The sequence below is a fragment of the Pseudoduganella sp. UC29_106 genome, from assembly GCF_044055365.1.
Lineage (GTDB): Bacteria > Pseudomonadota > Gammaproteobacteria > Burkholderiales > Burkholderiaceae_D > Rugamonas.
In genome coordinates this window covers 5,004,414-5,027,828 of sequence record NZ_CP171977.1, presented here as the reverse complement: position 1 = coordinate 5,027,828, position 23,415 = coordinate 5,004,414, and the positions used below count along the sequence as shown (strand labels likewise).

Annotated in this window: 15 protein-coding genes and 3 pseudogenes; 7 read left to right on the top strand and 11 right to left on the bottom strand. The window is 59.4% G+C overall.

The window, feature by feature from the left end:
* The first annotated feature begins 172 nt into the window (after nucleotides 1-172).
* Together ACHMW6_RS25180 and ACHMW6_RS25175 are read left to right on the top strand one after the other, a co-directional pair.
* A complete protein-coding gene (locus ACHMW6_RS25180) occupies nucleotides 173-2,926 on the top strand; it encodes a heavy metal translocating P-type ATPase (protein WP_395400908.1) in 2,754 nt (917 codons plus the stop codon).
* Nucleotides 2,923-3,642 (top strand): ZIP family metal transporter, encoded by a 720-nt coding sequence (locus tag ACHMW6_RS25175; protein ID WP_395400907.1) that lies wholly within the window; start codon nucleotides 2,923-2,925, stop codon nucleotides 3,640-3,642. The genes ACHMW6_RS25180 and ACHMW6_RS25175 overlap by 4 nt, the downstream gene beginning before the upstream one ends.
* 130 nt (nucleotides 3,643-3,772) lie before the next feature.
* Here ACHMW6_RS25175 and ACHMW6_RS25170 read toward each other — a convergent pair whose 3' ends face one another.
* The gene (locus ACHMW6_RS25170; RefSeq protein WP_395400905.1) at nucleotides 3,773-6,007 is read right to left on the bottom strand and encodes a heavy metal translocating P-type ATPase; all 2,235 of its coding nucleotides are present in this window, start codon (nucleotides 6,005-6,007) and stop codon (nucleotides 3,773-3,775) included.
* A 112-nt stretch (nucleotides 6,008-6,119) separates the two neighbouring features.
* Here ACHMW6_RS25170 and cadR point away from each other — a divergent pair, with 112 nt between their 5' ends.
* Complete coding sequence (gene cadR / locus ACHMW6_RS25165; protein ID WP_395400903.1) at nucleotides 6,120-6,533, top strand: Cd(II)/Pb(II)-responsive transcriptional regulator; 414 nt, start codon at nucleotides 6,120-6,122, stop codon at nucleotides 6,531-6,533.
* Between the two features lie 26 nt (nucleotides 6,534-6,559).
* Here the strand turns inward: cadR and ACHMW6_RS25160 are convergent.
* Nucleotides 6,560-8,484, bottom strand: a pseudogene (locus ACHMW6_RS25160) (FTR1 family protein).
* Nucleotides 8,485-9,006: 522 nt separating this feature from the next.
* Here ACHMW6_RS25160 and ACHMW6_RS25155 point away from each other — a divergent pair.
* Complete coding sequence (locus ACHMW6_RS25155; RefSeq protein WP_395400901.1) at nucleotides 9,007-9,678, top strand: haloacid dehalogenase type II; 672 nt, start codon at nucleotides 9,007-9,009, stop codon at nucleotides 9,676-9,678.
* Nucleotides 9,679-9,733: 55 nt separating this feature from the next.
* Here the strand turns inward: ACHMW6_RS25155 and ACHMW6_RS25150 are convergent, their stop codons facing one another.
* Nucleotides 9,734-10,645: a PDR/VanB family oxidoreductase gene (locus ACHMW6_RS25150; RefSeq protein ID WP_395400899.1), complete on the bottom strand. Its 912-nt coding sequence runs from the start codon at nucleotides 10,643-10,645 to the stop codon at nucleotides 9,734-9,736.
* Nucleotides 10,646-10,732: 87 nt separating this feature from the next.
* Nucleotides 10,733-11,932: pseudogene (locus ACHMW6_RS25145) on the bottom strand (IS110 family transposase).
* Between ACHMW6_RS25145 and ACHMW6_RS25140 the strand changes: the two are divergent.
* Nucleotides 11,861-12,157, top strand: coding sequence for a hypothetical protein (locus ACHMW6_RS25140; RefSeq protein WP_395408798.1), 297 nt, complete (start codon nucleotides 11,861-11,863; stop codon nucleotides 12,155-12,157). The pseudogene ACHMW6_RS25145 and the gene ACHMW6_RS25140 sit on opposite strands and share 72 nt — an antisense overlap.
* Nucleotides 12,158-12,514: 357 nt before the next feature.
* Nucleotides 12,515-14,143, top strand: coding sequence for a PucR family transcriptional regulator ligand-binding domain-containing protein (locus tag ACHMW6_RS25135; RefSeq protein ID WP_395400897.1), 1,629 nt, complete (start codon nucleotides 12,515-12,517; stop codon nucleotides 14,141-14,143).
* A gap of 471 nt (nucleotides 14,144-14,614) precedes the next feature.
* On the opposite strand, the gene ACHMW6_RS25130 is transcribed toward ACHMW6_RS25135, so the two are convergent.
* The 7 genes and pseudogenes from ACHMW6_RS25130 to ACHMW6_RS25100 form a co-directional block, all read right to left on the bottom strand.
* A complete protein-coding gene (locus ACHMW6_RS25130) occupies nucleotides 14,615-15,586 on the bottom strand; it encodes a threonine/serine dehydratase (protein WP_395400895.1) in 972 nt (323 codons plus the stop codon).
* 8 nt (nucleotides 15,587-15,594) lie between these two features.
* Nucleotides 15,595-16,590: an ornithine cyclodeaminase family protein gene (locus tag ACHMW6_RS25125; RefSeq protein WP_395400893.1), complete on the bottom strand. Its 996-nt coding sequence runs from the start codon at nucleotides 16,588-16,590 to the stop codon at nucleotides 15,595-15,597.
* 11 nt (nucleotides 16,591-16,601) lie between these two features.
* A complete protein-coding gene (locus tag ACHMW6_RS25120; RefSeq protein WP_395400891.1) occupies nucleotides 16,602-17,354 on the bottom strand; it encodes a cupin domain-containing protein in 753 nt (250 codons plus the stop codon).
* Between the two features lie 37 nt (nucleotides 17,355-17,391).
* Nucleotides 17,392-18,537, bottom strand: a complete 1,146-nt coding sequence (locus tag ACHMW6_RS25115; RefSeq protein ID WP_395400889.1) for an NAD(P)/FAD-dependent oxidoreductase — start codon at nucleotides 18,535-18,537, stop codon at nucleotides 17,392-17,394.
* Complete coding sequence (locus ACHMW6_RS25110) at nucleotides 18,534-19,907, bottom strand: FAD-dependent oxidoreductase (protein WP_395400887.1); 1,374 nt, start codon at nucleotides 19,905-19,907, stop codon at nucleotides 18,534-18,536. The genes ACHMW6_RS25115 and ACHMW6_RS25110 overlap by 4 nt, the downstream gene beginning before the upstream one ends.
* Before the next feature lie 269 nt (nucleotides 19,908-20,176).
* Nucleotides 20,177-20,328, bottom strand: a pseudogene (locus ACHMW6_RS25105) (HupE/UreJ family protein); the annotation flags it as partial.
* 119 nt (nucleotides 20,329-20,447) lie between these two features.
* Nucleotides 20,448-21,926, bottom strand: a complete 1,479-nt coding sequence (locus tag ACHMW6_RS25100; RefSeq protein WP_395400885.1) for an ABC transporter substrate-binding protein — start codon at nucleotides 21,924-21,926, stop codon at nucleotides 20,448-20,450.
* A 1,147-nt stretch (nucleotides 21,927-23,073) separates the two neighbouring features.
* Between ACHMW6_RS25100 and ACHMW6_RS25095 the strand changes: the two genes are divergently transcribed.
* A complete protein-coding gene (locus tag ACHMW6_RS25095) occupies nucleotides 23,074-23,346 on the top strand; it encodes a hypothetical protein (protein WP_395400883.1) in 273 nt (90 codons plus the stop codon).
* Nucleotides 23,347-23,415: the final 69 nt, after the last annotated feature.

The window sequence follows — 23,415 nt, the reverse complement described above, 5'->3', positions numbered from 1 at the left end:
TGCAGGTCTCGCTGAGCATCCAGGCCGGAAGACTGGGCCGGGGCGGGTGTGCGTAACAACCATCGCCGCGGTGACGGAATTCGCCGCAGGGTAGGGCAAATGCTCGGTTCGCTACGGTACAGACGGGCGAGTCAGCCCGTCCGACAATTCGCAACTATTCAGGAGGGTGCTTATGAAACAGTCAGAAAATATCCGGCTCGAATTACCACTGGTCCTGCCTGATATCGACGACCCCGAGGACCATTGCGTTGACAGACTGATCCAGGCGCTCACGGGTCGAGCAGGACTTGAACGTGTGCACCTGAAACAGTCGGAGTCCGGCGAACCGATCCTGTGCCTGCACTACGACCCGGCGCAGATCACCGTGACGCGGTTGCGGGAGCTGGTCCATGCCGTTGGCGCCGAGCTGACAGCGAAGTACGGGCACTACATCTCCCGCACCAGCATCCCATTGCATGCGCGCAGCGCCAGGTTATTTTCGAATCGTCTGCGCTGCATACAGGGAGTGCTGGAAGCGGAAGTGTCCCCCTCGGGAGCAATCCGGATCGAGTACGAGCGCGAGGTCCTATCGAGGGTCGACTTGGTTCGCCAGCTTGCATCCCTCGGCGGCAGGTTTGCCGATCAGGGTGAACGGGACTATGGTCGCGCCGGCGTATCGGGCGAGGTGCCCGCGAGCACAACAAATAGTACGAGCGCCGCCGACACGGGCGCAGCTGCCAGGTCTATGGCAGAGCGCGTGACTGTTTCAGAAAAAGAGCATGATCACGACCTTGATTCCCTGCATGCTCTCAAGCCGCAGGCGCCGGGCACCCACGACGACAAGGATCACGACCATACCGAGCACGGGCACGCACACGACGGTGCAGATGATGGGCATGCCGGGCACGACCATTCGCATGGCGGAATGTTTGGAGAAAAGTCGGAACTGATTTTCGCCGTGCTCGCCGGCGCCTTTGTCTTGGCGGGCTGGCTGGTCGGCCGGGCGGGGCGCGGATCAGACTGGATGCCGGTCGCGCTTTTTTGCGGTGCCTATCTGTTCGGTGGTTACTTCACGACGAAGGAGGCGGTTGAAAACATCCTCGCGCGCCGATTCGAAATCGACACTTTAATGCTGGTCGCGGCAGTCGGCGCGGCCGCTCTGGGCAAGTGGGCCGAGGGTGGCCTGCTGCTTTTCCTGTTTAGCCTTGGCCATTCGCTCGAACATTTTGCCATGGGGCGCGCCCGCCGTGCGATCGAAGCCTTGGCCAAGCTGGCGCCGGAAACCGCCGTGATCAGACGCGGCGATGCGACCGCGCAAATCCCGGTAGCACAACTCAAACTCGGCGACGTCGTCGTGGTCAAGCCAAACGAACGGCTGCCAGCGGACGGTGTGGTCGTCAAGGGCAACACCAGCGTCAACCAGGCACCTGTGACGGGCGAAAGCGTGCCCGTCGACAAGCAGCCGGTGGAGGATTGCAAGTCGGCAATCGCCGCCTTCGAAAAGGTCGCCGCCGCAAGCCGCGTCTTTGCGGGCACGATCAATGGTGCCGGCGCGATCGACGTCATGGTCGCGCGCCTGGCGACTCAGTCGACAATGGCGCGCGTGGTGCAGATGGTGGCCGAAGCCGAAGCCCAGCGCTCCCCAACCCAGCAGTTTACCGATAAATTCGAGCGGATTTTCGTACCGACAGTGCTGGCCTTAGTCGGCGTGTTGATGCTGGCCTTTCTGGTCATCGACGAATCGTTCGCCAACAGCTTTTATCGCGCGATGGCGGTGTTGGTGGCGGCCAGCCCATGCGCGTTGGCCATATCGGTGCCAAGCGCTGTCCTGTCCGGTGTGGCGCGCGCCGGCCGCAGCGGGGTGCTGGTCAAAGGCGGGGGACCACTGGAAAACCTCGGCAGTCTGACATCGATTGCGTTCGACAAGACCGGTACTTTGACCGAGGGCCGCCCCAAACTGACCGATGTGGTGACGGCGGGAGGCGTCACCGAGGAAGAGCTGCTAAAGGTCGTGCTATCGGTTGAGTCGCATAGCGATCATCCGCTCGCGTCCGCCCTCGTCACGGGCGCGCAAGAACGCCTGCCGAAGCAAGCGCAGGTGCCTCCAGCCAGCAACATTAAGAGCATCACGGGACGGGGCATCCAAGCTACCGTTGATGGTCAAGTTGTGTACATTGGCAAACCGGTGCTGTTTTCCGAACTTCCCGGGACCGCGCTGCCGGAGGCGCTGGCAAAAGCGAATGAACAACTGATGATGGATGGGCGTACAACCATGATTGTGCGTAGCGGCGACACCTTCCTTGGTGCGCTGGGCGTAATGGATACACCGCGCGAAGCAGCCGCATCAGTGATGACGCGCCTGCACGCGTTAGGGATCAAAACCCTGATCATGATTTCCGGCGACAATCAGCAGGTTGCCGATGCCGTGACTAAATCTGTTGGCCTGACGGAGGCCCAGGGCGATCTGATGCCGGAACAGAAGGTCGACGCGATCAAAAAACTGCGAGAGCAGCACGGCAAGGTCGCAATGGTGGGCGACGGCGTTAACGACGCGCCTGCCATGGCCAATGCGACCGTCGGGATCGCGATGGGCGCCGCAGGTTCGGACGTGGCACTGGAAGCTGCCGACGTCGCGCTGATGGGGGACGACTTGACCCAGCTGCCGTTTGTCGTCGGCCTGTCGCGCCAGACCAGCCGGATCATCAAGCAGAATCTGTGGGTCAGCCTCGGAGTGGTGGCGGTCCTGATCCCGGCAACCATGCTCGGCCTGAACATCGGCACAGCCGTGTTGTTCCACGAAGGCTCAACTTTGCTAGTGGTCATCAACGCATTGCGCTTGCTGGCGTTCCACGATCCGGACGGCGACAGCGCGGCCTTGACGATGACTAAGACGAGTGCGCCGGCTGTCGCCAGCGGCCAAGCCGCAAGCGAAGGAGCGCCGCCGTGAACACGTCGCTCTCGGGCGTGACGGCATTTGCGCTGTTTCCGGCCGCTGCCGTGCTAGTTGGCGGGGGCGTGACCTTTATCCGCACGCCGAGCGCGGCAGTACGCAGTGCCGTGCAACATTTGGCTGCGGGCGTGATTTTTTGCGTACTCGCGACCGAACTGCTGCCGGACCTGGTGCACCGCCGTATGCCTTGGGTAACCGTAGCGGGATTTTCCCTTGGTGTCCCCGTTATGCTTGCATTGAAGTGGGCGGGCGATCAAAATGCCGGCAGCGACGCGGGAAGGGACCCGCGCGGCTTGATGACAGCGATGGGCGTCGATGTAGCGCTGGATGGCATGCTGATCGGCTTATCGTTCGCGGCGGGTCAGCGGCAGGGGACATTGCTAACCATTGCGCTGGTCCTCGAGCTCTTCTTCCTGGGAGTTTCGTGTGCGACGTCGCTCGGCAAGATCGGGAAAGGTAGGCGCGACATCGTTGGTGCATGCGCTTGCCTGGCCCTCGTGTTGCTCGCGGGCGCTGTTGCCGGCGCCGCCGTGCTTAACCACGTACAACCGGCCTATGTCGATGCCATGCTCGCATTTGGCGTCGCCGCGCTCCTCTACCTCGTCACGGAAGAACTGCTGGTCGAGGCCCATGAGGAGCCGGAGACGCCCCTGCAGACAGCGATGTTCTTCTTGGGCTTCATTATTTTATTCACGCTCGACATGCTGATTTAGCCTGTTGGGGGGAGCGCTTGAAGCCGCTGTCGCGGCTGCGGCCGTGGGCTGGCTCGTCGCCCAGCCAAGCGCGCAACGCCGATATCAATCCCGTATGCTGAACATCGCAGACGTCAACGGGACGGTTGCGTTAGTTTATGGTGCGCAGCATACGAAGTGCGTTAAACACGACCAGCAGGCTGGCGCCCATGTCGGCAAACACCGCCATCCATAATGTCGCCTGGCCGGTCAACGCGAGCAGCAAGAATAGAGCCTTAATCGATAGCGCCAGTGCGATGTTCTGAAGAAGCACCGTGCGTGTCCGCGCGCTCAGGCGCAGGAAGGCGGGGAGCTTATGCAGGTCGTCATCCATCAACGCCACGTCGGCGGTCTCGAGCGCCGTGTCGGAACCAGCCGCCCCCATGGCGAAGCCGATATCGGCGCTGGCCAGTGCAGGCGCGTCATTGATGCCATCACCCACCATACCGACACAGCCGTATTGCCCGCGCAGTTCACGGATGGCCGCAAGCTTGTCCTCCGGAAGCAGGTTGGCACGGACATCCGCGATACCGGCCTGCTGACCGATTGCGTTGGCGGCGTGTGCATTGTCGCCGCTCAGCATCGCCACATGCACGCCAAGTGCACGTATTGACGCAATCGCGGCAGCACTGCTCGCGCGCAGGGTGTCCGCCACCGCCAGCAAGAGAAGCGGCGCCGTAACCGAGCTCAACACCACCACACTCTTACCGCACCGCTCGTACTCCTCCAGCGCGGCCGTGAGCGCGTCATCACATAGGCCCCGTTCCTGCATCATGCGATAGTTGCCGAAGCAGTAAGACTGGCCTTCGATCGTACCAATGACCCCACGTCCGGGTAATGCTATGAAGTCAGTGACGTCGTGCACGTCTCCGCCCTGCGCGGTGCCGGCCCAGTACTTCACCACTGCGGCCGAAACAGGATGATCAGAGCGTGTGGCCAGGCTGGCGGCGAGGCGCAGGAGCGGTGCTTCGTCGCCGTCGCTGAGCTGCCGTAGGTCGGTCACAGACGGCTGGCCGCATGTGATAGTACCTGTCTTGTCCAGCGCGATGGCATTGAGTTTGCGTCCTTCTTCGAGGTAGGCGCCGCCCTTGATCAGAATGCCATGGCGGGCCGCGGCCGCCAACGCGCTGACGATGGTAACTGGGGTGGAGATGACGAGGGCGCACGGGCAAGCGATGACGAGCAGAACAAGTGCGCGGTAAAACCAGGGTTGGTAGGGGGCGTTAAGCATGAACGGAACGATGAGCGCCACCAGCAGGGCCAGCGCCATCACCGCGGGAATGTAGAACCGGGCAAATTCATCGACGAAGCGCTGCGTGGGGGCGCGGTCGCCCTGGGCCTGCTGGACGCTACGAACGATCCGGGCCAGCATAGAGTCGCCTTGGGGTGCGCTGACGCGATATTCGATCTCACCATGGCCATTGACCGTCCCGGCGAACACCACGTCACCTGGTCGCTTTGCGACGGGCATGCTTTCGCCCGTGATGGGTGCCTGGTTAATCGTCGTCTGGCCGCGCGAGACGACGCCATCGAGCGCGATGCGTTGACCGGGCTGGACCCGCACCAGCGCCGAGGTCATGACTTGAAATGCCGGGATCTCATTCCACGTTCCATCCATGCCTTGAACGGTGGCCGTGTCGGGCGTCATCGCCATCAACTGCCTGATCGCATTGCGCGCGCGGTCGAGTGACAACGCCTCAATCATCTCGGCCACCGCAAACAGGAAGATGACCACCGCCGCCTCGGGCCATTGGCCAATCGCCGCGGCACCAATGACCGCCAACGACATGAGGAAATTCATGTTGAGAGAAAAATGGCGCAGCGCGATCCAACCCTTGCGCAGCGTATCGAGTCCGCCCAATGCGATAGCCAGCAACGCCAGCGTGACGACTGGCCAGGAAGCATCGGCGCCGCTGGTCCATGCCAGGGTTTCAGCGCCAATCGCTGCTAAACCGGAGAAACCAATCAGTAGCCATTTCGACACGGGAATCCGAACGGCTGTGACGTCGGTGACGGGCTGAGCTGTCGCAGCGCTCCCATCCAGCGAGTCGTTCTTGAGGACCGGGTCCAGGCCCAGTCCGATCAGGCCAGTGAGTAACTCGTGCGTGGATCGCAACCGGTGCCGCACAGTCAATTCGCGCTGCATGAGGTTGAAATGCAGACTTTCAATGCCGACCATGGTCTTGAACCGGTCGCGGATGAGCTTTTCCTCCGTTGGACAATCCATCTTCTGAATCAGAAAGACCGCCTCCTCGCATCCCGCCGTCGTAGGGCTGTCCACCGTCGTAGCGCTGTCCACCGTCGGCAATGCTGTCCCACACTCGTTCTTGCCGTCACAACAGTCCATATCGATCCATTCGCGTGAGCCAATCCAATTGGCGCTATACTGAGATTAGAAACCTTCGAGTAACTATAAGGTCAAGCGCATTGCGGGCAGATCGCCAATCCAGGAAAATCCGATGTCACACGCCGAACCTCTCAAAATCAGCCAGCTCGCCACCGCGACCGGCGCTTCGACCGAGACCATCCGATACTATGAACAGGAAGGTCTTTTGCCGCCGCCGGCGCGCTCAGCGAGCAATTACCGACTCTACGGCGACGAGCACATCAAGCGTCTGCAATTCATCCGCCATTGCCGTTCGCTCGACATGGCGCTGGACGAGATCCGCCAGCTGCTGTCATTGCGGGATGCGCCGGACGCCAATTGCGGCGGGGTCAATCGCCTGCTCGACGTGCATATTGAGCACGTTGCAACCCGCATTCAGGAATTGCAAAGCCTGCGCTCGCAGCTCGAACAGCTGCGAGCGCAGTGCGGCGACACGCGGCCGGCACGCCAATGCGGCATTCTGCTCGAACTGGACAGGTCCGACTAGCCGGGGGGCGCAACTGCCGCCGTGCACTACACCGCGCGACGCTGTGACCGAACGTTGTAGGCGACGCTGGCCACGATGATTGCCAGGATCAGCAATTGCGCCAGCAAGGTCTGCACGGACGGGTAAAGCCCCAGCACATCTATGCGTGGAATATCGATCGGCGTACTGGCGAAAACACCGACTTTTTGCAAGGCTGCCACCCCCTTACCCATCAACACGGTGGCCAGGACCGCCACCAGCGCCGAGCTGAAGGCAAAGAACTGACTGATCGGCAGTTGGGCCGACGAACGCAGCAGCACCGCGGCTACGACCGCCAGAATGGCGACGCCTGAAGCCAATCCCGCTAACATATAGCTGCCGTTGCCCTCGGTCCACAGCGCGGCGTAGAACAGTACCGTCTCAAACACCTCGCGGTAGACGGTAACGAAGGCCAGCGTGAACAGCATGAGCGCTGAACTTTTATTGAGCGCCGACGATAATTTATCGCGCACATACGCTTGCCAGCGCCCGGCCAGGCTCTTCTGGTGCATCCAGATGCCCACGCTCAGCAGCACTACGGCAGCAAATATCGCCGAAAATCCCTCAGTCATCTCGCGACTAGCGCCGGACAGATCCACCAGATAGGTGGCCACGCCCCAAGTGGCGCCCCCGGCAGCCAGCGCCGTCATCCAGCCGGCGTGTACGTAGGGCAGTACATCGCGGCGGTCTGCCTTTTTGAGGAAGGCGATCATCGCAACGACGACCAGGAGCGCCTCCAGCCCCTCGCGCAGCAAAATGGTCAGTGCCCCAATGAAGGTCGAGAGCGGATCATTGGTGCCCGCCAGCGCCGTCTGCGCATCGGTCAACAATCCCTGCAGTTGTACCTCGATTACCTTGGCTTTGGGAATGTCGCCGGCCACTACCGCATTGCGGAATCTGCCCATCGTCGTTTCGGTCTCTTCGAAGAGCCCCTTGTTTTTGGCTGCCAAGGCCGGCTCGATCGGCTCAAAACCATCCAGATATGCCGACAACGCCAGACGTGATGCCGCTCCCGTTTCACCGCGCATTAATGCGGCCAGGCTTTCCTTCAGCTTCGCCTTGGCCAATGGCAGAGTATCGGCGGACGATGTGGCGGCCATTGCTGGCGCGCTGCGCAAGTAAGCCAGCACTGCGACCGCATTCGCATCGCCAACCTCGGCCCCAAGTTTGGTTTCGGTCAGCTCGCTGAGCTTGGCCAGGCTTGGCACGGCAGCGCGCAATGCGGTGGAAGAGGTCCACAGGCTAGCGCCGGTCTGGCGCTCTTTTTCCGTATAGGACAGGGTCGATGCGAAATACCCGATCGCCCACCGGTCATCGACGCTCAGCTGCGCAAAACTTGGCATGGCCGTCCCGTCCACGCCGTGCGAAATGATCTGCTGAAGGGCGAATACGCTGCGTTCACGTGCACGGCTATGGTCGGCCAGGGCGATCGGCGGTGGATTTAGCGTGGCGGCCAAGGGACCGTCAGAATGCCCAGTAGCGCCATGGCAGGCGGAGCATTGCGCGATAAACAAGGTTTCGCCCCGCTTAACGTCAGGGATGCGGGTCGGCGCCATCGGCACCGGATAGGCCGCCACCAGGTCCGACGCCAAGGCGCGGGCGCGGGCGGCGATTGCTGCCGCTGTGGCCTTTTGATCGATCGCAGCACGCAGTGCTTCGGCCTGCTGAACAAGTGTCGGCGTTGCAGCACCCGGCGGCAGCTCTTTCAGTTGCTCTTCTGCGCTGCCCGAGCGAATTCCTGCATTTCAGCGTACTCACTGGCGTTGCTGACTTGACCGTCCTGCACTGCCTTGCCGTAGTCCACTGCTAAGTAGTCGAGGAGTTGCCAGATCTGCTTTGCCTTGTTTTCTGCTGCCGCACTTTCAGCGTGGCCGACGAGTGGCGCAAACCATAAAACGATGCTTAAGGCGATGGCATAACGGAAAATGGACATAAAAGCCTGGTTAAATGAAGAAAAGACCACGGACTCAAAAAATGCAGCCGTACCGAAAATAGTTCTCATTTCGTATTTAACACCTTCTAGCTACTAGAAGGTCAAGGAATTCTCTTTTACCGCCACGCCGATGCTGCCTGCAAGCAAAATACGTGCAGATCGCCGCTGGCGAAGGTAAGAGTTGCTGTTTCCCGCGCACCAAGGGGGACCGCCAGCATAAAGGCGTCACGTTCCAGGCGCCGGCGCTTGCACGACTTTGTCCGGTGTCGGCCTATCTGGATTGCTCCGGGGTAAAGTTATTAGCAACCAAGGCGTGAATTCATTGGATGCCACAACGTGGCAGGCATTGGGCTTACGCCCTCTGGATTGCAGGACCGTATAGGGCCGCGGAGGCAGCAAAAAATGCTGCGCACTTGCGCGCAAACACCGCATTCTGTACGTTGCACGGGCTAATGCGGCACCATCACCTGACGCTCGCTGGGTATGATGTTTATACTTTGATTAACCACCGAAAGGGCTTTCATGAGCATCGTCTTCAGGCCGAAATACATCAGCTTCGACTGTTATGGCACCTTGATTTACTTCCAGATGGCGCCGGTGGCGCGTCAGCTCTTCGCCGACCGCATTCGCGCAGAAGACATGGACCAGTTCTGCAAGGATTTCTCGGCGTATCGCTTCGACGAAGTGCTGGGTGCTTGGAAGCCTTACTACGAAGTGGTCTACAACTCACTGCTGCGCACGGCGAACAAGTGGAAAGTGCCGTTCCGCGAGGCGGACGTCAGCGCGATTTACGAGGCTGTGCCGACCTGGGGCCCGCATCCGGACACCGTCGCCGGCCTGGCCAAGATTGCCGACAAAATTCCTTTGGTGATCCTGTCCAACGCAATGGACCATCAGCTGGTGCACAACGTGCAGAAACTGGAAGTGCCGTTCCACCGCGTGTACACGGCCCAGCAGGCCAAGTGCTACAAGCCCCGCCTGCAAGCCTTCGAGTACATGATTGACCAGCTGGACGCGAAGCCGGAGGACTTCCTGCACGTGTCGTCGAGCATGCGCTATGACCTGATGTCGGCGCACGACATGGGCATCAAGAACAAGGCCTTCGTGAACCGCGGCCACGAACCGGGTACGCCGTTCTACGGTTACAGCGAGATCAAGGATATCGGCGGACTGGCTGCGCTGGTCGGCCTGTAACGTCTTTCTTTTGCGGCGGCGTATGGCTTTTGTAGCCAGCGCCGCCGTTTTCCGTTTACAGGTCCAGTATGAGAGTTTGTCCGCGTGCGCGGGAACAGCAGGGTGTGAAGCAGTCGTTCGCTTCGCGTGCCTCCGGCGAAAGGCAGTGGTCGCGGTGATCGGGTTCGCCTTCCAGTACGCCCGTAATGCACGTGCCGCAAATGCCATGTCCACGGGACGTAGGAATGACGATCCCCGCTCCTAGCAATGCGTCCACTGCGCTGCGCTCAGCCGGAACGTGCACGAAGCGACCAGTGCTGGCAATGACGACGTCGAAGGCCCGGCCCCGCGCCGGCTCCGCAGCGATCGCCCTGCCCGCAGCGCAGCCCGGCGCCGGCGCGAAACGCTCGGTGCTGACTACGTCGGCGGCCCCCCCCTGTCGCGCGGCTGCAGCGATGGCTGCGTCGGTGAACGCGCCGGAGCCGCAGATGTAAAGGTGCGTCCCCGTCGAGGGGGCGGACAGCAGCCCGTCCAAATCCACCCTCTGCACGCCACTGCTGAAGTGAAGCTGTACACGGCCCTGGAAGCGCGGGGCGGCGAGTCGGTCGAGGAACGCAGCCTGGCCGGAGGTCCGGGCGCAATAGTGCAGTTCGAAGCTGGCGCCAGCGGCGGACAAGGCTTCGGCCATGGCCAGCAAAGGTGTAATACCGATCCCGCCCGCCAGCAGTAGCGTGTGTTGCACACCCTGCGCCAGCGGGAACAGATTGCGCGGCAGGCCAAGCTGCATGCGGTCGCCGTCCTGCAACGCCTCTTGCATGGCCTGCGAACCTCCGCGCGACGGCGAGCACCGCTGCACGGCAATCAGGTAGCGGCGGCGGTCGCGAGGATCGCCGCATAGCGAATACTGGCGCACCAGGCCGGGGCCGACGTGGACGTTGATAAGCGCTCCTGGCGTCCAGGCCGGCAGCTTGCGACCGTGCGGGTACACAAACTCAAATGAACATACGTCTGCAGCTTCCATGCGCCTGGTGCGCAGTTGTAGATTCAGCGTGGTGGGGGGGGCCTATCTGTTTAGTCAAGGATTTGTGATCGGTGTTGCTTGATAGAGCGTTCCGTCGCGCATCATCGCGTAGTGCACGTTGCAGCGCCGACGGGCAAGCGCAATGAGCGCTTGGTTGTGCCGCTTTCTTTGGCTCATTTTTCGGGCGTAGTAGGCGCGTGAGACTGGGTCACGAAGCGCAGCAAAGGCGGAGAGAAAAAGCGCGCGCTTGAGTCCCTTGTTCCCACGCCTGGTTGGATGTTCACCGCGAATTGACGACCCGGAACGGCTTGTGACAGGCGCTAGCCCGGCATAGGCTGCCAAGTGGGCTGCCGAAGCGAAAGCCTTAGCGGCAACTTCAGTGAGGAGTCTGGCCGCAGTCCTGACGCCGACTCCTGGCATGCTGGTCAGGACCGAATAAAGAGGGTGCGCATGCACCAAGTCTTCAACCTCAAGCGCGACTTCTTCGCGCTGCTTGCGCAGTTCGGCCAGTTGGTGAGCCAAACGCGGCAAAACGATGGCCGAGGCATTGGTTCCAGGCATCACGACAGTTTGCTCAGAAACCTGGCCTATTTTGCGCGCGAGGGTTTTTCCGAAGCGTGGCGCAAGTTTGCTGAGTCTGTTTGCCAAGCTGGCCTCGCTGAGCGAGGCCAGCTTGGTTGGTGACGGATATCGCTGCAGCAGGTCAAGTACAGCAGGATGATCCAATCGGGGCCGAGCACCAGTTCCAGCGTAGGGTGAATCTGCGTCAGAAGCCCACGAATTCGATTGCTTGTCTGGGTGATTTGATCCGCCAGGTCATCGTCAAACCCGCACAGCATGGTCAGTTCAGCCAATTGTTCATCGTCCAGACGAAGCGAGCGCAATGCATGCGGCATGGAGCGGGCGGCTTCGGCAATAATCGCGGCGTCTCTGGCGTCCGTCTTGGCTTCGCCGGCGTGCAAGTCCGCGATCCTGCGCATCGCAAGGCCGGGAAGATAGGCGACCAGAATCCCTTCAGCTCGGGCAACCGTGATCGGCAGCGCACCAATCGTCGCTGGTTGGTCAACGACCAGTAATAGTTGTCCGTACTCCTTCAGTGCGGAAATAAGCGCGCAGCCTGCCTTCATCATTGGGCAAGGCATTGTCGAATAACCGTTTGCCTGAGCGATCAAGCGCAACAGCATGATGCTCGCCCTTGCCAACATCGACTCCGATAAAAACGTCCACCGTCTCGTACTGTTTAATCGCGTCCATGCGACCTCCCGCCACAGCAAGTTCGATGGCCAACGACTTATGGCAGCAGGTCTCGGCATCCACGTTACGGATGGCTTCGGGCGTTACCCGGGCCAAGTCCCTATCAGCGATCACCAGCCATCCACCAAGCCCGGTGACAACACCCCCCGGATCATGGGCGACTGGGGGCAGGAATCATGCCCGACTTGGCTGGCCAACACCCCGAGTATCGAGGTCTGTTTATAGTAACGGGGCGGCGCGGCAGATCTGGATTCGCTGAAGCGCCTGCCTCTAGGCCATCATGTACCGCTCTTGCGGTGGTCATGTTTTGTGTAACAAGGACCCCGGGTATTACCGGTTCCGCGTACATTTACTACGACATTCTTACTAATTTCATGCATAACGTAGCTGGCTCCAGCTGTGTATTAAGCCTACTATTAGTATATACAAGCGATCGCAGGATTTAGATAGGACGCTTGCTCGATCCTCCACGTTTCGATCCAATGATAGTTCCACGGAAACAGTGGAACAATTCTTGAACATTCCAGGTTACCATCGGGTTACCTTGGCACTGATCTGCACATAGCGTGGGGGCAAGCCCATATGGGGGACTTGGTGACGATGGGCGAGAATGAGGTACGTTGGTATAACATGGATATTTCAACAGCTCTACAAACGACTGTGCTTCGCGACGCCACCGTCGTGGCGGGCCATGCGGGCCTGCACAATGAAGTCCGCTGGGTTCACATGGTTGACCATCCCGAAATTGCGGCATGGGTCAAACCGGGCTACTTGCTGCTGTCCACCGGCTTTAACTGGCCTCGCGAAGATGCTGATGCCAAACGCCTCATTTGCTCCCTCAAGGATCGCGAACTAGCCGGTGTTGTGCTGGCTGTTCCACATTTTCTCGACCATTTCCCCGAGAGCTCTACCAGCGCAGCCAATGAAGTTGGCCTGCCATTGCTTGAGCTTCCTTGGGACATACCATTCAGCACAATTACGGAAGAGATTCATGCGAATATCATCCGGCACCAGAGCGAAATCATTGAAAGGTCTGAAGAAATTCACCGCTCGCTGACCAACGCCGCTGTAACGGCGAATTCGCTGGATGATCTGGCAAAAGCATTGGGCAATTTGCTCGGGCGCATGGTTAACTTTATTGATCCCGACGGATTTGTGCTGGGCTCCTCGGCTGGAGAAGGAAGCCGGCAAGGCGACGAGCACGCCTTTATGCAGGCGCTCAATAGAAAAGTCGTCCTTCGCCGGATGCAACATAGCATGCATCCCATTTTGATAGATGCTCAGCCTGGAGCCACGATGCCGCGTCGTCTTGGGTGCCCCATTCGAATTCGAGACGAATTGGTCGCGATCGTGTTTGTCGACGAAGGAACTACGCCATTTGGTGAGTTGGACATCCGCGCCACAGAACATGCTGCAATTATTGGTGCGCTTCATCTTACTCAAAAAGAACTGACCCACCGTGAGAAATTGGCGGCGTTGGGGGCCATGGTAGCCGGAATCGCTCATGAAATTAATACTCCAATAGGAAATTGCCTCATGGTTGCTAGTACTCTTGCCGACCATATGCAACTCTTATCGAAAACTGTTGCAGAGGGGCGCAGTCTCAAGCGTACTCTCCTGGAACACGACATGATGGAGTTCAACGTTGCTAACGAAATTCTATTGCGCAACTTGCGGCGCGCTGCAGATCTGGTAACGAGTTTCAAGCAAGTTGCCGTGGACCAGAGAAGTTCACAGCGTCGTGTATTTTCGCTGAAAAAAGCAATTTCCGAAGTTATCCAAAGTCTCTTACCTACATTTGACAAAGCAGGCTTCACGGTGGCTCAGAATATCCAGGATGGAATCATGTTGGATAGCTACCCCGAGCCACTCGGACAGGTCATCACCCAATTGATAAACAACGCTGTGCTGCATGGCTTTGAAGGAAGGGACGCAGGAATTGTTACCGTTTCGGCACAAGAAAATGATGATGGGTTGGTTGAGTTGACCATCAGCGACAATGGCACCGGTATCGTGCCCGAAAACCTCCCTCGCATCTTTAATCCATTCTTTACTACCAAGCTTGGAGTAGGTGGTTCCGGGCTAGGCCTCCATGTCTGCCATAACATCGTGACAGGCATACTGGGCGGACATATCCGAGTCGCAAGCGACGTTGGGGTAGGTACTACTTTTACGCTCATCCTGCCAACTATGGTTTTAAGCTCAGCTTAGGGTTTGATTTACTGAGATGGACCCAACACCACCGATCGGATCAAAGTAACGTTTCGTCCAATCGACGTGTGGACTCAAACACTCGTCACTGAGCTGCTGGAACAGTCATGGGTGCTTGAAGAGCGCAGTGCGCGAACAAAACGCGAACCGACCAGCATCTTGAGCCCGTTGATCAAGCTGATCCAAAAATAAAAAGACCAAGGTCAGTGCAGCGTTCGATATTCAGTAATCCATGGTCATATGCGTCTTCGGCGGGCAGTAATGCCCGCCTCTTTTTACAACCCGTATAATGGCATAGGTGGAGGGAATTTCTAGTCGGATGGCCGCCTCGTAGCGGCCGGTATCTCACCGACGGCTAGCGAAGGATCGCTACGTATAATAAGCAGAAATGGCGGAGCGTTAAGCGCCGGCACCGGCCAGGCGAAGCGCGGCCGGCCGACGCGGACGTGACGACTGACAGCTCGTACATGCTCACTCGATGAGCTTGTAGACATCCGCAAGGTCGCAGAGGTCCCAGTTTCCGCCTGTCAGGACGACACAAACTTTCTCATCTGGCTTCACCTTGATGGTCCCGGCCAGCAAGGCGCCAATACCAATCGAAGCTGCCGGTTCAGCGATCAATTTCGCATCTTTGGCCAAGGCACGCATGCCAGCGATGATATGTGCGTCGTCAACGAGAACGATCTCGTCGACGTATTTTTCAATGATGGGATATGGATTCTGCCCAGGAACGCTGATCCTGAGACCATCGGCAATAGTATTTTCCAAAGGTAATGAAGTGCGTTCCTTATTGATCCGGCTGTGGTAATACTTTGGCGTCAAGGCGGGTTCGGCCCCAATGACGCGCACCGACGGCTTCGTTTCCTTAATGGCCGTGGCGATGCCCGAGATAAGGCCTCCGCCGCCCATGGGAATAATAACGGTGTCCACGTCCTTTAGGTCTTCCAGGATTTCACAGCCTATGGTTCCCTGGCCGGCCATGACTAGCGGGTCCTCGAAGGCATGGATCACCGCATAATGGTTCTCTTTTGCAATTTCATACACCTTCTTCCATCGCGCGGCAGTGTCACCATCAAAAAGAACTACTTCCGCCCCAAGGGCTTTGGTATTGGCGATCTTGATTTTGGGCGTGGTAACTGGGAGGACTAGAATGGCTTTGACGTCGAGCATTCTGGCGGCGTAAGCAAGGCCCTGGGCATGATTGCCGGAAGAAGTAGCGATGATGCCATTGGCTATTTCTTCTCTTGACAGCGAAAGGGCCTTGTTCAGGGCACCCCGGATTTTAAAGGCTCCGGTAATTTGCAGGGTTTCCGGTTTCAGGTAGACCTGACAGCCGGCGGCCGGCTCAATCTTTTCAGCGCGCAGTATAGGCGTGTGCCGAATGTGCGGCTTTAGGCGCGCCTGGGCTTCTCGGATATCTTCGATAGTAGGGTAGTTGCGCATGGTATTTGTCATTTTTCAAAGAAAGCGAAATATGTACCGAGGCCTTGTTCTACCGCATTCTGATAAATTTTGGATGCAGTAGCATTGTCCTGGATGGCCATGCCGGTGGAATCGAAGATGGTGATCTCCTCCTCGTCTTCCCGGCCCAGCTTTTTGCCGAGCAGGATCTCACCAATCTCCGCGTGGATATCGTTCCTGGTGATGATATTCTTGTTCAGTGGATGCCACGTTTCACCTTTTTCGGTGCATTGCGAAAGGGAGTCGTTCACGATCTTGGCGTTCCTGAAGATTTCCGGATCGAGCTCTTGTTTGCCCTTTTGATCGGTGCCGATTGCAACGATGTGCGTGCCGGGCCTTACCCACGCGGCTTCCACCAAGGACCCTTTGCCGCGGGTGGTCGTGACCAGGATATCGGCCTGCTCAACCGCCTCTTGCTTGGATTTTGCCGCCTTGACGGGAGTGCCAAATTCGCGCTCGATATCGCTTTTGTACTTTGCAAGCGATTCAGGGCTGCTGTCCCAGGCGTGGATCTCCTGGATTTTCATTACTTCATTGATGGCGCGGATTTGCATCCTGGCCTGGTTTCCAGTACCGATCGACGTAATTTTCCGAGCGTCTTTCCTGGCCAGGAGCTTGACTGAAACGGCGCCGGCCGCGCCGGTCCGTAGACCCGTAATCAGGCTTCCATCCATCACGCACGCCAAGCCACCAGTCCGGGCATCAAACAGAAGAATCGTGCCCATGCCACTGGGCACCCCATAGGCAGTTGGATTGTCATTAAAGCCTCCGGAAGATGACTTCATGGAGATCATTTCATTTTCGCTGAAATAGCAAAGTTTGAAGTCGATCTCCCCGCGAGGCGAGGGAAGATGGATACCGAGATAGTCAGGCTGTTCCACTTGGCCGCTGTTAAAGGCTTTATATGCCTCCTCCACGCTGTCGATGACTTCCTGCATGTTGATCAGCCGGCTGACCTCTTCCTTTTTGAGCAATAGCGTCTTCATTTTTTGTACCTTTACGCCGGCCGGTAGATCACATAGACCTTCGCCACATGTTCCTGGCTATCCCAGCTACATTGCGCGGTCTGCTCAACGAGGAAAATGTCGCCTTTCGAGAAAGTGCCGCTGCGGTTCGCCTCATCGACAAAAGTGACGCTGCCTTCTAAAAGGTACATCAATTCAAAGTGGCGGTAGAACATGGCGCGGCGCTGATAAGGCGTCGAGTCCCAGGTCCCGCAGATGAATTCGCCGTCGGCCGAGCGATAGTCGGTGTAATTGCGGCATGTCGGCGCCGGCGTGAGCAGCAATTCTGCAGGCGGTGTGCCGGTCTCGTCGAGCTGCGGATCTTGCTTAATCGGCACGATGGCGCGGTCACCTGGCTGGCTTCGGTTGTAGCGCGTGAAGAGGATGGACACTGGCAGTGGTGCTGACCAGGAGAACGCGGCACCCTGCTGGATCACTGCGCTTTGACCCGCTTCCAGGGTTAGCGAGAAATCCGGTTGCTCCAGGGTCAGGCTTCCCTCGTTCACAATAATGAATTCATCCGCCGGCAGGGAGGGCACCGCGCCGCTGCCGGCATCCAGGGTGATGACGCCTGCCGTCACGGGGCTATCCGCCCAGTCTAGGATGCGGCGGCTAGCAAGGAAGCGGTCATCGCCCGCCAAAGCGGCGGCGGGTATGCCTTGCTTCTTGTCGCGCGCGAACTCACGCAGGTCGACAAAGGAGGGTGGGTTGGCTGGCAGCTCTGCCGCCCGAATCGGATGTGACATGGTATGTTCTTTCGATGATAAGGTAGCGAAGAAATTTTTAGGCCGTTTTCGCCTCTGGCTGGGCGAAGCGCCCAATGCTGTAATGCGCAATCGGCGTCGTGGTCGCACCGGTGTGGATCAGCTCCGCCATTACGTCGCCGACGCCCGGTCCCAGCTGGAAACCGTGCCCGGAGAAGCCAAATGCGTAATACAAGCCCTGCACCCGCGCGCTTGGACCCATGACCGGCCGGTCATCCTGCATATAGCCTTCGATTCCACTCCAGACGCGGATAATGCTCAGGCGGCTCAGCGCAGGTACGATGCGCGGAAGTTGCGTGAATTGCATGAGCGTGATGTGCGGGTTCACGTAGGCGCGCCGCAAATCCAGGTCCACCGGTTCGTGGCCGCAACCGCCGATGACGATGTTGCCGCGCTTGACCTGGCGGAAGTAAATCACCTCTTCCTTGATGGCCGACGGCACGCCAATCGCCGGGCCGATCGCATAGGGGACCGGCTCGGTGACGCACATTTGCGGGCCCTTTGCCTGCATCGGTACCGGCTCGCCGAATTTGGCGCTGAGGCGGTTCGCCCATGCGCCGGCGCTGATCTGTACAGCGGGGGCCTTGAAGACCCTTCCATCCGCGGCGGTGACACGAAAGTCTACGCCATCCTTCTCGATGTCAACGATCTCGGTGTTTTCAAACACGCGCGCGCCTTCGCGCACGGCGGCCCGGCCGAATGCTGGCGCGGCCAGGCGCGGGTTCGCGTGGCCATCGCCGGGCAGGTACGAAGCAAGCAGGATATCGGGGCCGAGATACGGAAATTTCTGGCGCAATTTGGCGCCGCTGATTAACTCAAGGTCGATACCGTGGGCCTTTACATCGCGCGCATAAGCTTCCATCCGCTCGACGTGTTCCGGGCGATAGCCAGCCCGCATATTGCCGCTGACCAGGAATTCGACATCTTCGCCAATCAGCTCCTTCAGCCGGTTCCAGATTGCGTGCGATCGCTGTGCCAGTGGCAACTGTTCGAAATGGCGCCCTTGGCGGCGTACGTTGCCGAAGTTCACGCCGCTGGCCTGCTGGCCGATCAGGCCTCGCTCGATCAGTATGACCGATACGCCGCGCTTGCGCAGGAAGAAGGCGGTGGCAGCACCCATAAAGCCGCCGCCGACAATGATGACATCTGCTTTATTCTCATTCATTCCAATTCCTCTCGTACGGCAATAGAAAGCGGCTTGACCGGAGCCTGGCTGCGCAGGCGGCCTACTTGTTCCAGCGGAACGCCGCAGGCGTGAGCGATGATTTCCGCGCCGGCATGGCCGCAATACCGTCCCTGGCAGCGGCCCATGCCGACCCGGCTGAACGCTTTGGCGCGGTTGGCTTCGTGCGCGCCCATCTCTTTCACTACGCGACGCAGCTCGCCCGCTGTGATGCATTCGCAGCGGCAGACGATAGCGTCGTCGCTGAGTTTGCCGGCCTGCTCGGCCGGCCAGGGGAAGGCCTCGACCAGGCCTTGGCGGAAGCGCTCCATCTTGTCCTGGGCGGCGAGCAGGGTTTGCACGCGGTTTTCATCCACGTTGCGGCCCATGTCCTTCAACAGCGACAGTGCGGCCAACCGGCCCGCATTCTCCGCGCCTTCGGCGCCGAGGATACGGGCGCCATCCCCGGCGAGGTAGACGCCGGGGACCGAGCTGCGGCCTTCCATCGTCACGTCCGGGAACCACTGGCGCGTGGCAGCATCGAAGCGGAAGGCGCAGCGCGCCAGGTCGGCCAGCTGGGTCTCGGGGCGCAGGTGGTAGCCTATGGCCACGGCGTCGCAGTCGATTTCGTTGACTTCGCCGCCGGTACGGAAGCGGACTGCCCGCACTCCGTCTTCGCTGTCACCTCGGATCTCGACCGGCTCGATGCCGCCTATGACGGGTACGCCGGCCTTCCTTAGTGCCGATACGTAGCCCATACCAAGCCTCAGTAGGGCGGGCCGGGCTAGCAGCTTGGGTAGGGCTGTCAGGCGGTTCCAAAAACGCGAGTTGTCGAGCACCGCCGCTACGCCGGCGCCGGCCTTCATGTATTGGTAGGCGACTAGGTAGAGCAGAGGGCCGCTGCCCATGAAGACTACGCGCGAGCCGACGGCGCAGGCCTGCGACTTCAACGCTATCTGCGCAGCGCCCAGGCTGTAGGTGCCGGGAAGTTCCCAGCCGGTTACCGGCATCAGGCGGTCGGTGGCACCCGAGCAGACGATCAGCGCGCTGTAGGGCAGTTTCCGGCTGCGATGTCCATTGACCATATGCACATGGCCTTCCGAGATATTCCAGGCCATGGTTTCGAGGCGGTAGTTGATGTGGCTGCGCAGCGCCTCGAAGCTGCGGTGCAAGTCGGCGGCGCGCATCGCTTCGCTGCCGTACAGCGTTGCGTATTTGCGTTTGAAGTGGTCTGGCTGGCGCCGGTAGATTTGGCCGCCGTCGCGGCGTCCTTCGTCGATCAGCGTCGGGCGCACGCCCGCTGCCACCAATTCTTCGGCGGCGCGCACGCCCGCAGGGCCGGCGCCGATAATGATTACTCCTGGCTCAGCCATGCTGTCTCCGTATTGCGGGACCAATGGTGGATGATTCAAGCCCATGCCTTTTTGTGTGTAGTTTGAGTGCATGGCAATTACACCATGGCCGACTGTGTGCGAGATTTCATATTGTCAGAGTCGGGAAACAGAAAGCACGGTTTTCCCGCTTGTCGACAGCAATTTATATCGAGGGCGGACCACAAGTAGCCGCCCTGGCGCTGCACCAAGTCGTGCAGAGGTTGGCCTGCCATATGGCGGCGCATGTCCCGTCAGCACCGCTGCCAGTGCGTGATTCTGTGGCCAACGGGAACGAGCGTCACATAGGCGCCGACACCCTTCAGGCGATACAGCAAAAAGATAACGCCGGCCAGAAACGGTAAGTGGTCGTAGCCGGTAAGCATATGCTTGGCACCAAGTAGGTGAAGGGCAGAAGGTGGACGTCGTTCGCCTGTTCGAAGTAGACCTGGCTGTCGTCGGCAGCACCTTGGGCGAGATATACAACGGCGCCCAGCACCAGCAGGATTGACACGAGAAAACGAACGGCAGGTATGACGGACCTCAATTTTCCAGCCAGACCTCCTCGGCACAGGTGTAACCCATGAACGCTCCCAGCGGATGCGGGCTGGCACCTTTGATTCTGCTGCTGAACGCCTCCAGGTTGGCTATGAATAGCGGGATGCCAATGCCGCATTTTTCGTGTACGAGCACTTGCATGTCGGCGTAATATTGCTTGCGCTTGGCGTCGTCTTTTTCGCCGCGCGCCATCACCAGCAACTGGTCGAACTGCTTGTTCTTCCAGCCCGATTCATTCCATTGTGCGTCGGACTTGAAGAATTGGGTGAACATCATGTCGGCAGTCGGCCGGGCGTTGACGTTGCCGAAGCCCATCGGCGATTTCATCCAGTGGTTCGACCAGTAGCCATCTGCCGAAACGCGTTTCAAAGCCAGATTCAGGCCGGCCTTCTGCGCCGATTGCTGCAGCAGCATGGCCATGTCGACAGAACCGGTGGCGGCAACCGATGCCACGACCGGCAGCGTCATGCCCAGCGCGCCGGCGCGGCGAAGGTGGTAGCGGGCGCGCTCCGGATCGTAGGGCCGCTGAGGCAGGCCGGCAAAGAAATAGCGATTGGATGGCGAAATCGGCTGGTCGTTGGCAACCAGCGCATAGCCGCGGAAGGCTGCGCGCTTCATTTGCTCGCGGTCGATCAGACATTTCATGCCGAGTGTGAAATCGGGATTGCGGCCCAGGCCCATGTCCTGGCGAATCACCAGGTCCGTGTACAGTCCGGACTGGCTTTCCTGCACGGTGAAGCCAGGTTCGCCGCGAATACGGCGGGTGGAGCGCGGGTTCACTTCATTCACCCAATGCACATCGCCGGACAGCAGGGCATTGACGCGGGATGATTCGTCCGGAATGCCGATAAGTTTGACTTCATCGAGATAGGGCAAGTTGGGGCGCCAGTAATCCGGGTTCCGCACGCCGACCGTCCGCACGCCGGGGCTGAATTCCTTACAGCGGAAGGGCCCTGTGCCATTGGCGGTGCCGAAGTTGGTGGTGCCCTCAGCCAAGATGGCAAAATGTGCAGTTCCCAGCATCACTGGCAAGTCGGCATTGGCGCCTTTCAGGACGATTACCACAGTCAGCGGGGCGGTCGCGCGCACCGAATCGAATTGTTGGGTGACCGCACGGGCTTTCGAACCGAGTGCGGGATCGTTGTGGCGCTTCAGGGAAAAAACCACGTCGGCGGCGCTTAGTGGCTTGCCATTATGGAAGTGCACACCTGAGCGTAGGCGTATGGTCCAGGTAATGGCGTCGTCGGTCGAGATGTCCTCCGCGAGCATCATTTTCGGCGCCAGGTGCGTATCGAGCGCGGTCAGGCAGTTGTAGAACATATGGGTGCGCACGTAATCTGTCGACAGTGCGCCTTTGGCTGGATCCAGCGTGTCGGCGGTGGAGCTGGAGTGGGTTGCGATAGTGATCGCGCCGCCGCGGCGCGGCTCCTGCGCGTGCAGCAAGCCGCCCGCTGAAAGCAGCAAGCCGCCTGCTCCAATCCTGCGCAGCACATCGCGCCGAGTTACCTGATCCCCATCTATCATCGCGTCCTCTCATGCGTTTTGTTGATATATGTCCATTACATCACGGCTTGGCGCGTGCTTTGTAGCGTTTGCAGAGGCCGACGGCGCAGAAATGGCGGTTTTAGGGCGGCTGGCCAGCAGAGATTGCGCTGTCGAAGAACATGCTGAGCGGTGATAATCTTCAGGCGTGAGTCGTCGCTCGGATGGTGCTACAAAGCAGAAAAAACCGTTGCAGGTCCATACAATAATTTTACGCGCGCCCTTTCAAACCGGGAACTGAGAGAAAGTGCATACTGGATCCGAACCAGCATCGGCCCCAATGCAGTGGTGCGCATGAGGCACTGATCATGACACTTGCCGTCCGCTCGCGTAGAAAAGGTGAGGACCAGGAACAGTTAACCACTTGTGCAACAAGGATTGCCGACGCGTCAAGAGCTACATAGATGACGTTTTGGCGAGTCGAAACGTGTGAAATCGGATACCCACAACTGGTTTGGCCGGACAGCCCGGAACTGCTCCACGGTGTGAACAGAACTGGGGCGCGCTGAGCGCATGGTCGCGGAATCGGTTGGTCAGCCTGAATCGCAGCAAAGAGCCATTGAGGCCATTGCGGCCAAGATCGGCAGCATGGCGGAGAGACCTTTCAGCGTCCCTTGCCACACCGTCTCCGACAACTACAAAAATCTGCAGGCTTGGCTAGCAATTTCTGCACGCTGATGGAAATTTCGCAGCAAGTGTTAGAGCGCCGTGGGGCAGAGCGTATTCGTTTGCACCAATTGCGCACCCGAAGGCAGGGTTGTCCGCCCATGCGGTCGCTGATGCGCGGTCTTGGCACGGCCCCGGGCAACGGTTCATGGACAACATGCCAGCGGCCCTCGCCGCAGCATGTGCTACATACGCAATCGGTTGACATTTCTGTGCGTCGCCCCAGTTGTCAAGTCGTAACCAGAAAGCCGATAGCGGCGGGAGGCCTTGCGTTGTCCCCCAAGGCGGCTGTCAGCCCCGCCACACGCAACATTATTGTCGTGCGCAGCCGACGGTTTGGCGCGATGAGCTGTTTGTAAAGCCGGCAAATCGAAAATAACGCCCCTACTTGGAGGAGACCACCTTGAACAGGAAGTACAACGTCCATTTCGTCATCCCGGCCCTGCTGACCGCGCTTCTGTCTGGCTGTGGCGGCGACAGGCGTGATAGCGGCGCATCGAATAGCAGCCCGGCCCCGCGCCTGCTCGCCGCGAGCCGCCAGGTGTCGACCACCACTGCCACCATCTGGAACAGCGTGAAGTATGGCGGTGGCGGGTATGTCACCGGCCTCATCCTCCATCCGACTTCGCCGCACGTCCTGTACGCCCGCATCGACATTGGGGGCGCCTATCGCTGAACCAACAGACGTCGTCCTGGACGCCGATCACCTACGGTTTAGGTTTCGGGGCGGCCGAGGGCAGATTCC

Excerpts from the sequence above, each read along its gene's own strand:
- cadR (WP_395400903.1), top strand. The coding sequence starts at position 6,120 with ATGTCACACGCCGAACCTCTCAAAATCAGCCAGCTCGCCACCGCGACC.
- ACHMW6_RS25155 (WP_395400901.1), top strand. The coding sequence starts at position 9,007 with ATGAGCATCGTCTTCAGGCCGAAATACATCAGCTTCGACTGTTATGGC.
- ACHMW6_RS25120 (WP_395400891.1), bottom strand. The coding sequence starts at position 17,354 with ATGTCACATCCGATTCGGGCGGCAGAGCTGCCAGCCAACCCACCCTCC.
- ACHMW6_RS25110 (WP_395400887.1), bottom strand. The coding sequence starts at position 19,907 with ATGGCTGAGCCAGGAGTAATCATTATCGGCGCCGGCCCTGCGGGCGTG.
- ACHMW6_RS25130 (WP_395400895.1), bottom strand. The coding sequence starts at position 15,586 with ATGCGCAACTACCCTACTATCGAAGATATCCGAGAAGCCCAGGCGCGC.
- ACHMW6_RS25180 (WP_395400908.1), top strand. The coding sequence starts at position 173 with ATGAAACAGTCAGAAAATATCCGGCTCGAATTACCACTGGTCCTGCCT.
- ACHMW6_RS25125 (WP_395400893.1), bottom strand. The coding sequence starts at position 16,590 with ATGAAGACGCTATTGCTCAAAAAGGAAGAGGTCAGCCGGCTGATCAAC.
- ACHMW6_RS25140 (WP_395408798.1), top strand. The coding sequence starts at position 11,861 with ATGATGCTCGCCCTTGCCAACATCGACTCCGATAAAAACGTCCACCGT.
- ACHMW6_RS25170 (WP_395400905.1), bottom strand. The coding sequence starts at position 6,007 with ATGGACTGTTGTGACGGCAAGAACGAGTGTGGGACAGCATTGCCGACG.
- ACHMW6_RS25135 (WP_395400897.1), top strand. The coding sequence starts at position 12,515 with ATGGGGGACTTGGTGACGATGGGCGAGAATGAGGTACGTTGGTATAAC.
- ACHMW6_RS25115 (WP_395400889.1), bottom strand. The coding sequence starts at position 18,537 with ATGAATGAGAATAAAGCAGATGTCATCATTGTCGGCGGCGGCTTTATG.